Source organism: Pseudorhodoplanes sp. (assembly GCF_046289595.1).
Lineage (GTDB): Bacteria > Pseudomonadota > Alphaproteobacteria > Rhizobiales > Xanthobacteraceae > Pseudorhodoplanes.
Map to the genome: position 1 here is coordinate 1 of NZ_JBKBVB010000165.1, position 7,752 is coordinate 7,752.

Annotated in this window: 10 protein-coding genes and 1 pseudogene; 5 read left to right on the forward strand and 6 right to left on the reverse strand. The window is 63.4% G+C overall.

What is annotated here, in order from left to right; genetic code table 11:
• A pseudogene (locus ACK41X_RS21770) lies at positions 1–299 on the reverse strand (hypothetical protein); the annotation flags it as partial.
• A 364-nt stretch (positions 300–663) separates the two neighbouring features.
• Here ACK41X_RS21770 and ACK41X_RS21775 point away from each other — a divergent pair.
• Together ACK41X_RS21775 and ACK41X_RS21780 are read left to right on the forward strand one after the other, a co-directional pair.
• A complete protein-coding gene (locus tag ACK41X_RS21775) occupies positions 664–834 on the forward strand; it encodes a hypothetical protein (RefSeq protein WP_409727852.1) in 171 nt (56 codons plus the stop codon).
• A gap of 103 nt (positions 835–937) precedes the next feature.
• Positions 938–1,915 carry a magnesium transporter CorA family protein gene (locus ACK41X_RS21780; RefSeq protein WP_409727855.1) on the forward strand — a complete coding sequence of 326 codons (978 nt, stop codon included), beginning with the start codon at positions 938–940 and terminating at the stop codon, positions 1,913–1,915.
• A gap of 9 nt (positions 1,916–1,924) precedes the next feature.
• Here ACK41X_RS21780 and ACK41X_RS21785 read toward each other — a convergent pair whose 3' ends face one another.
• Both ACK41X_RS21785 and pdxH read right to left on the reverse strand, forming a co-directional pair.
• Positions 1,925–2,680: an SDR family NAD(P)-dependent oxidoreductase gene (locus ACK41X_RS21785; RefSeq protein WP_409727858.1), complete on the reverse strand. Its 756-nt coding sequence runs from the start codon at positions 2,678–2,680 to the stop codon at positions 1,925–1,927.
• A gap of 39 nt (positions 2,681–2,719) precedes the next feature.
• Positions 2,720–3,361, reverse strand: a complete 642-nt coding sequence (gene pdxH, locus ACK41X_RS21790; protein ID WP_409727861.1) for a pyridoxamine 5'-phosphate oxidase — start codon at positions 3,359–3,361, stop codon at positions 2,720–2,722.
• Positions 3,362–3,466: 105 nt separating this feature from the next.
• Here pdxH and ACK41X_RS21795 point away from each other — a divergent pair, with 105 nt between their 5' ends.
• Positions 3,467–3,874 carry an RT0821/Lpp0805 family surface protein gene (locus ACK41X_RS21795; protein ID WP_409727864.1) on the forward strand — a complete coding sequence of 136 codons (408 nt, stop codon included), beginning with the start codon at positions 3,467–3,469 and terminating at the stop codon, positions 3,872–3,874.
• Positions 3,875–3,998: 124 nt separating this feature from the next.
• Positions 3,999–4,988, forward strand: coding sequence for a DnaJ C-terminal domain-containing protein (locus ACK41X_RS21800; RefSeq protein WP_409727867.1), 990 nt, complete (start codon positions 3,999–4,001; stop codon positions 4,986–4,988).
• Positions 4,989–5,019: 31 nt separating this feature from the next.
• Here the strand turns inward: ACK41X_RS21800 and ACK41X_RS21805 are convergent, their stop codons facing one another.
• Both ACK41X_RS21805 and ACK41X_RS21810 read right to left on the reverse strand, forming a co-directional pair.
• The gene (locus ACK41X_RS21805; protein ID WP_409727870.1) at positions 5,020–5,850 is read right to left on the reverse strand and encodes an anti-sigma factor family protein; all 831 of its coding nucleotides are present in this window, start codon (positions 5,848–5,850) and stop codon (positions 5,020–5,022) included.
• 11 nt (positions 5,851–5,861) lie between these two features.
• Positions 5,862–6,353, reverse strand: coding sequence for a sigma-70 family RNA polymerase sigma factor (locus tag ACK41X_RS21810; RefSeq protein WP_409727873.1), 492 nt, complete (start codon positions 6,351–6,353; stop codon positions 5,862–5,864).
• 193 nt (positions 6,354–6,546) lie between these two features.
• On the opposite strand from ACK41X_RS21810, the gene fabI reads away from it, so the two are divergent.
• On the forward strand, positions 6,547–7,365 hold the full coding sequence (fabI, locus tag ACK41X_RS21815) for an enoyl-ACP reductase FabI (RefSeq protein WP_409727876.1): 819 nt from the start codon (positions 6,547–6,549) through the stop codon (positions 7,363–7,365).
• An 89-nt stretch (positions 7,366–7,454) separates the two neighbouring features.
• Here fabI and ACK41X_RS21820 read toward each other — a convergent pair.
• Positions 7,455–7,752, reverse strand: a 298-nt coding sequence (locus tag ACK41X_RS21820) for a hypothetical protein (RefSeq protein WP_409727879.1), incomplete at its 5' end; no start/stop codon positions are given.

Consider the following 7,752-nt stretch of genomic DNA (forward strand, 5'->3'; position numbering starts at 1 on the left):
ACGTAATAAAGGAAGCGCGAATCGGCATCGACCACGATCGATCCAGGCGATTCCTTGCGATGATAATTGACGATGTGCCGCCTGTAAGGCTCCGGAATCTGGACCTTCTCATATGGCGCCTTCGCCAGCAGCTCGCGATCCCGCGGCTTCAGATTGGCTTCGGACGCAGGCTCGTATTTCGCGTTGGTCGAAGCGACGCAACCCGACAAGCCAACAGCCAAAAGGAGAAGCGCGATCAGGCGCATCGCCATCCATTCCCCGATGAAGCGCCGTTCTGGCGTAAATTTCGATGGGACCATAGCGGAAAAACGCCAGTCATCCAGCATTTCGGCGCCAAAGTCGCACCGCTCCTGTGAGGGTGTTGCACGAATGCCGCAATGCGAAAACGGCATGGGCGTTCGGACAAGGCTACGTCCAAGCCCTTAAGCGACAGTTTACCTTGGTCCGCCACCACCGAACACGGCGGCACACGGCTTTGTGAGGCCGTGCCCCCAAGTCATACCATTCGCCGCCCAATTCCGCCCCACTCACTGCCAATTCTTCCGGCAGCTTTCAACGCGACGCAAGCGAACAGGCCAAGTTTACCGCGACGCAGGCCGCCACAAAACGAACAGGCCACCACATCAACTGGCCGAACGCCATACCCTTGGAGGAGAGCCATCCATGACCGAATCGACCACCCGCGGCGAGCGTGCCGAAAGCCGGCAAGAGCCGGAGCTTGACCGGCGCTACGGCCGGATCGCCATCTCAGCTCTGGTTGCTGCGTTGCCCTATGGCGGCGAGAGCCGGCGCGAACCCGCCCCGCGCAAGGATCGTCAGAACCGGGGATCCTGACACGCCCATTGCACTGCCGAGGGCTTATTTGGGCCTTGCCGGCCCGGCCAGCGAGAAGGCATGACTTCGCCGCCGCGGTCTGAACCGCATCCGGGGAACGTTCATGCTAACCGTCTATGTTCCGCGTGAAACCACGCTGGAGCCGCATCACTGGGAGTCCGGGGAAGGCATTCCCGAGGCGGCGGTCTGGCTCGACCTGCTCAATCCGACTCTCGAAGAAGACAAGCTGGTCGAGCGGCTGGTCGGCGTTGCGATCCCGACCCGCGAGGAGATGCAGGAAATCGAGATTTCCAGCCGTCTCTATGTGGAAAATGGCGCGCGCTACATGACTGCGACCTTGATGTCGCAATCCGACACGCCCTCGCCGGTGACCACGGCGGTATCGTTCATCCTGGCCGGCCAGCGGCTGGTAACGGTCCGCTACGACGAGCCGCGTCCGTTTGCGATGACTCGCCACAAACTTGGGCGATCCTGTCCGGCCAACGTCACCGGCCAGGCGGTGCTGATGGATCTTCTGGATGCAGTGATCGACCGCAATGCCGACATTCTGGAACGCATCGGCGTGGAGGTCGATCAGGTGTCCCGCCGGATTTTCGAACAGCGGCGAAGCCGGGGCGGTTCGTCGCGGGTCTATCAGGGCATCCTGTTCACGCTCGGCCGCAAGGGCGACCTGACGTCGAAGGTTCGCGAGAGTCTGGTGTCGATCGGACGGCTCGTGCTGTTCCTGGCGCATGAGGACGACGGCTTGCGTTGGCCCAAGGAAACCCGCGCGCAGCTCAAGACCATGCAACGCGACGTGCAGTCGCTGTCGGACCATACCAATTTCCTTTCCAACAAAATCACGTTCCTGCTCGATGCGATGGTGGGGCTCGTCAGCATCGAGCAGAACAACATCATCAAGCTGTTCTCGGTGGTCGCGGTGGTGATGATGCCGCCGACGCTCGTCGCATCGATCTACGGCATGAATTTCGAGTTCATGCCCGAGTTGAAGACGGTCTACGGCTACCCGGCCGCCCTGATCGCGATGGTATTCTCCGCTATCCTGCCCTACGCCTATTTCCGGTGGAAAAAATGGCTGTAGCGCCGCGGCTCAGACGTGCTGGCCGCCGTTGATGTGAATTTCCGCGCCATGCACGTAGGAGGACGTCTCGGTACACAGCACGTAGATGATCTTCGCCACCTCGTCGGGCGTGCCGAGCCGGTGCATCGGGATCTGCTGTTCGACGATCTTTTCGGTGCCCGGCGACAGGATCGCGGTGTCGATCTCGCCCGGCGCAATGGCATTGACTCGAATGCCGAGCGGTCCGAAATCGGCGGCCATCTCGCGGGTCAGTGCGGCGAGCGCCGCTTTCGACGTGGCGTAAGCCGCGCCGGCAAAGGGATGGACCCGCGATCCTGCGATTGAGGTGACGTTGACCACCGAGCCGTGGGTCGCTTTGAGCTGGTCGATCAGGCCGCGCGCCAGCATGATCGGCGCAAAGAAATTGACCTGAAAGACGTGCTGCCAGGTCTTCACGTCAGTTTCGATCGCACTCAGGCGGCCGCCTTGCGGTCCCTTCGGCGAAATCCCGGCGTTGTTGACGAGAGCATGCAATTGTCCGTCCGGGAGCCTGCGCTTGATTTCTGCGATCGCTTCTTCGGTATTGGCCGGATCGCCGAGATCGACCTGGATGTGGTCCTCAGGTCCCGCCTCCCAGGGGCAGTTTTCAGGGAAGGGCTGACGCGAGCAGGTAATGACCCGCCAGCCCGCCGCGGAGAAACGTTTCACCGTCGCGTGCCCGATGCCGCGGCTGGCACCGGTCAGGAGCAGGGTGCGGCGCGGACCGTTATGATCGGAGGAAGGCATGGGCTCGTCCCTGCTGAACGCGCGGTCGTGACCGGGCCGTTACGGGTAAAGGCGTGTCTTGGTCCAGGCTTCCTGCGGTGTGCCCCGCGCAAACACGATGCGGTCATGCAGCCGGAACGGCCGATCATGCCAGAATTCCATCGCCACGGGTGAAATCCGGAAGCCCGACCAGAAAGGCGGCCGTGGTATCGTGCCTAGAGGATAACGCGCGGTGACGGCGGCGACCGCCTTCTCAAATGCCAGACGGCTCTCGAGCGGAGAGGATTGCCTGCTGGCCCAGGCCCCGATCTGCGCGAGCCGCGGCCGTGTCGCGAAATAGGCGTCGGCCTCCGCCTCGCTCACCGGCGTGACATGGCCGCGCACACGGACCTGACGGCGCAGCGACTTCCAGTGAAACGCCAGCGCCGCCTGCGGACGCTCCCGCAATTCGCGCGCCTTGGCGCTTTCCAGATTGGTGTAGAAGACGAAGCCCTCCTCGTCGAAGCCCTTGAGCAGGACCATACGGACGTCGGGAAAGCCGTCGGCGCCTGCTGTCGCGAGCGCCATCGCGTTGGGATCGTTCGGTTCGGACCGCCGGGCTTCCTCCATCCATGCCGCAAACAGGGCAAGCGGTTCGGACGCCTCGGTGAAATCACCGTTCCTTAACAAGTCCGGATGTTCAATGGCGGGTGTGTCTGTCATTCCGTGGAGCACCGAGTGGCCGGCCCGGTATCAGCCGTCCGATCCGCCGTATATAGGCGAGCGCCGTGCGCGCGCCTATGCCGAATGCTGCGCGGCGGCGGGTTGATGCTGGCGCTGGGTATCCTCATTGGCGGCTGCAGCAGCAATGTGCAGGTGTCCGGCCCCGGCGCCAAGGACGCGCCGGCGCATACCGGAGCCATCCTCAGCCCGCCCTCCCCGGAGGGCAGCGGGCTGCCGCCGGCCTCCGATCTGGCATATGCCAAGGTTGCCGCGGTCGAGCTGATGCGCCGCGACGCCGATCACACAAGTCTGCCCTGGGAAAATCCGCATTCCGGGGCGCGGGGTACGGTCACACCGGTCGCGGCGGCCTATCGCATGGAAGGCGAATTGTGCCGCGATTTCATCGCGAGCCATGTGGCGCAGGGAACGGAATCCTGGATGCAGGGGGAAGCCTGCCGGGCTGCGAAAGGCGAGTGGGAGATCCGCAGGCTCAAGGCCTGGCGCCGCTCGTAAATGCGGCCAAAATGGACGGCAAATCGCGCTGCAGCGTTGCGAAAACCGGATTACAGTCCCAAATAAACTGTCCTCGACGAGCCGGGCCCGGTCCGGCTTCTGCCAACAAGGAGTTCGTCTTCACATGCGCGACCCCTACGAGGTTTTGGGGGTGCCGCGAGGGGCTGATGCTGGCCAGATCAAGTCGGCCTTTCGCAAGCTTGCCAAGAAGCACCATCCGGACGCCAACAAGAACGATCCGAAAGCCGCCGAAAAATTCGCGGAGGCGAACGCCGCGTATGAGATTCTGGGCGACGAGGCCAAGCGCAAGCAATTCGACGCGGGCGAGATCGATGCCGAGGGCAAGCCCCGCTTCCAGGGCTTCCAGGGCTTCCAAGGCTTCGAAGGCGCGCATCCCGGCGGCTTTCACGCTGGCGCGGGCGCGGGGCCGGATATCCATTTCGAGACCTTCACTTTCGGTCCGCAGGGCGCGCAGCGCGGCGGCCGCGCCGGCGGTTTCGGCGGCATCGACGATATTCTCAAGGAAATGATGGGTGGCCGCGCCCGCCGCGGCGGGGCACGCCAGTTCGAACCGGAAGAATTCGCGCCGCCTCCCGGGCGCGATGCGATGGCCTCAACCACGATCACGCTGTCCGATCTCGCCCATGGCGGTACCCGCAGGGTCTATCTGCCGACCGGCAAGGAAGTCGATGTCAAGATTCCGGCAGGGTTGTCCGACGGCCAGCAGATCCGGCTGAAGGGGCAGGGCTTTTCGGACGGCGGTCCGGCAGGCGATGCCATCATCACCGTCCATATCGCCAAGCACCCCTATTTCGAACGCGAAGGTGCCAATATCCGTCTGCAATTGCCGGTCACGCTTTACGAGGCGGTGCTCGGCGGCAAGGTGCGGGTACCAACGCTCGACGGTGCAGTGGAACTCAATATCCCCGCCAATACCAGCAGCGGGCGCACCTTCCGTCTCAGGGGCAAGGGGCTGCCGGACAAGACCGGCCGGGGCGATCTGCTCGCAACAATCCGCATCGTGCTGCCCGACAATGCCGACCCGGCGCTCGAAGACCTGATGCGCAAATGGCGCGATGAGGCGCCCTATGATCCGCGCAAGACTTTAGCTTGATCGGGCAATTTCGGGCTGGTTCGCCGCGGCATCAGCCGCCATGGCGGCTGACCAGCGGCTCGTTCGACGAACGGTTCGCCGGCGGCGGCGCCCGGTTCTCAAGCTGCTCGAACGCGGCCCGCGCCAATTCCTTCAACCGCATCTTGTCGGCAGGCCCCGAGACGACATAGCCGTAATCCCCGACCACCCACCGGATCGCGGCGACATGGTCCGAGGTGTAGTAGCGGAACGCCATTTGCGGATGGTTCAGCTTCGACAGGTAGAAGGTGATCCGGTCGCCGCTGCCGTTCTCGTACATGAGAAGGGCAGCCGGCCCAGCTTCTCCCGGCAAAAGCCGGCCGCCAAGCAGCTTCATGTCGAAGGCGGAGAAATCCGGAATTCGCAGCGTGGTGCCGATCCGCCGCGACAGCCACGGGCTCAGATGTGCCTCGTCGGCGCCGACTTCGACCGGATGGCGGATTTCACCGATATAAAGTTTATGCGCGGCGAGCGCGCGCTGTGCCAGATCGTCTGCCGGATCGCCGACGGCAGCGACAACCTCCGTCGTGCTGCGTGCCATCCAGCCCGAGACGCCGCCGACCAGGAATGCCAGTGCCGCCACGGCAGCCGCGATCGCCCGCCAGTTGCGCCCCGAACGCAGCAGCGCCTCGATCCGCAGCCGTGCCGGCACCGGCTCGGTGAGGGATTGTCCGAAGCGCGCGCGGATCGCATCCGCCTGCTTGCGCCAGGCAGTCACGCGCACGGAATCCTCCGGATGTGCGGCGAGCCATTCCTCGACCGCAGCCACGCGGTCGATCGGCAGTTCGCCATCGACATAGGCGTGGAGTTCGTCTTCGGTGACCGGGGAGGTCCGATCGACCATTATTCACCTCATTACTTCACACGGCGCAGCGCCGGGCGCTCGCCGTCGAGATAGGCCTTGATCTGGGCCCGCGCGCGCGCCAGCCGCGACATCACGGTCCCGATCGGCACGCCCTGGATATCCGCGACCTCGCGATATGAAAGACCTTCGAGCACCACCAGCAGGAGCGCCTGTCTCTGATCGTCGACCAGGAGGTCGAGCGCCCGCTCGATATCGCGGCTGCCGGCCTCGGGTCCTGCCGAATCGGGGGCGTCATTGTCGTCGAGGCTGGCGGTCAGGGGTCGCCGTGCCAGCGAACGCAGCCGGTTGCGGTTCAGGTTGGTCAGGATGGTGAACAGCCAGGACCGGATTTCGCCGCCATGAAACAGATGCTCAGACCGCAGCGCCCGGACCAGCGTATCCTGGACAAGGTCGTCGGCGAGCTCCGCATCCCGGGTCAGCACCCGGGCATACCGTCGCAGTGCGGGGACATTGGCTTCGACATCGTGGCGAAAGCTGCTCATGCTGTTGCTGCCTCGGTCCTGTGTTGGGTCGGCCGCGGTCCCGGCACAGGCTGTTTTCCTGCAGATAAACCCCTCAGGACATTCACTATTCCGATATTTCACGGGCTTGCAGGCGGCGATCCCCGGCTTCTTGAAGGCCGGAATACCCTATGCCACAAGATGGCGCACAAAAACGCCTGAAAAAGGAACAGCAATGGCGGATGCTTCTGGCCTGATGCGCGGCAAGCGCGGCCTGATCATGGGGGTTGCGAATAATCGTTCAATCGCCTGGGGGATCGCGCGGGCCTGCCGTAACCATGGCGCTGATCTCGCCTTCACCTACCAGGGCGAGGCGTTGAAAAAGCGCGTCGAACCGCTGGCCGAAGAAGTCGACGGGATTGTTGTTGGCCATTGCGATGTTTCGGAAGCCAAGACCATCGACGCCGTCTTCGATGCGGTGCGCGCCGCATGGGGCTCGCTGGATTTCGTGGTCCATGCCATCGCGTTTTCCGACAAGGATCAGCTCGACGGCCGCTACGTCGACACCACCGAGGACAATTTCGTCAAGACGATGCTGATCTCCTGCTATTCGTTCACGGCGATCGCGCAGCGCGCCGAGAAGCTGATGACGAATGGCGGTTCGATGCTGACGCTGACCTATTACGGTGCGGAGAAGTGGATGCCGCATTACAACGTGATGGGCCTCGCCAAAGCGGCACTGGAATCATCCGTGCGCTATCTCGCCGCCGATCTCGGCGTGAAGAATATCCGCGTCAACGCCATCTCGGCGGGGCCGATCAAGACGCTTGCCGCGTCCGGCATCGGCGACTTCCGGTACATCCTCAAGTGGAACGAATATAACACGCCGCTGCGCCGGAATGTTTCGCTGGATGAAGTGGGCGATGCCGCGGCGTATTTTCTGTCCGACATGTCGCGGGGCGTGACCGGCGAAATCCATCATGTGGATGCCGGCTACCACATCGTCGGGATCAAACATCCCGATGCGCCGGACCTGACCGTCGGCGAGCCGTAACTGCCACTTCTGCCCAAGCCTGAAAAATGCAAAACGGCCGGACCCGAGGGTCCGGCCGTTTTCGCGCGGGCGATCCGCGCTGAATTCGATTAGGCAGCGATCCGGTACAGGATCACGTTCTCTGCCTTCTTGGTCTTCTTCTTCGCCTTCTTCTTCGCAGCGGAGAAGTCGACGACATTCGTCAGCTCGGCCTTCTTGGCCTTCTTCTTCGCCTTCTTCTTGGCGGCGGAGAAGTCGGTGGTGGTCAGCTCGGCCTTCTTGGCCTTCTTCTTCTTCGCCTTCTTCTTGGCGGCGGAGAGGTCGGTGGTGGTCAGCTCGGCCTTCTTGGCCTTCTTCTTCGCCTTCTTCTTGGCGGCGGAGAGGTCGGTGGTGGTCAGCTCGGCCTTC

Bases quoted from the DNA above. Each gene is read 5' to 3' on its own strand.
- ACK41X_RS21775 (WP_409727852.1), top strand. From the start codon at position 664: ATGACCGAATCGACCACCCGCGGCGAGCGTGCCGAAAGCCGGCAAGAG.
- ACK41X_RS21780 (WP_409727855.1), top strand. From the start codon at position 938: ATGCTAACCGTCTATGTTCCGCGTGAAACCACGCTGGAGCCGCATCAC.
- ACK41X_RS21785 (WP_409727858.1), bottom strand. From the start codon at position 2,680: ATGCCTTCCTCCGATCATAACGGTCCGCGCCGCACCCTGCTCCTGACC.
- pdxH (WP_409727861.1), bottom strand. From the start codon at position 3,361: ATGACAGACACACCCGCCATTGAACATCCGGACTTGTTAAGGAACGGT.
- ACK41X_RS21795 (WP_409727864.1), top strand. From the start codon at position 3,467: ATGCTGGCGCTGGGTATCCTCATTGGCGGCTGCAGCAGCAATGTGCAG.
- ACK41X_RS21800 (WP_409727867.1), top strand. From the start codon at position 3,999: ATGCGCGACCCCTACGAGGTTTTGGGGGTGCCGCGAGGGGCTGATGCT.
- ACK41X_RS21805 (WP_409727870.1), bottom strand. From the start codon at position 5,850: ATGGTCGATCGGACCTCCCCGGTCACCGAAGACGAACTCCACGCCTAT.
- ACK41X_RS21810 (WP_409727873.1), bottom strand. From the start codon at position 6,353: ATGAGCAGCTTTCGCCACGATGTCGAAGCCAATGTCCCCGCACTGCGA.
- fabI (WP_409727876.1), top strand. From the start codon at position 6,547: ATGGCGGATGCTTCTGGCCTGATGCGCGGCAAGCGCGGCCTGATCATG.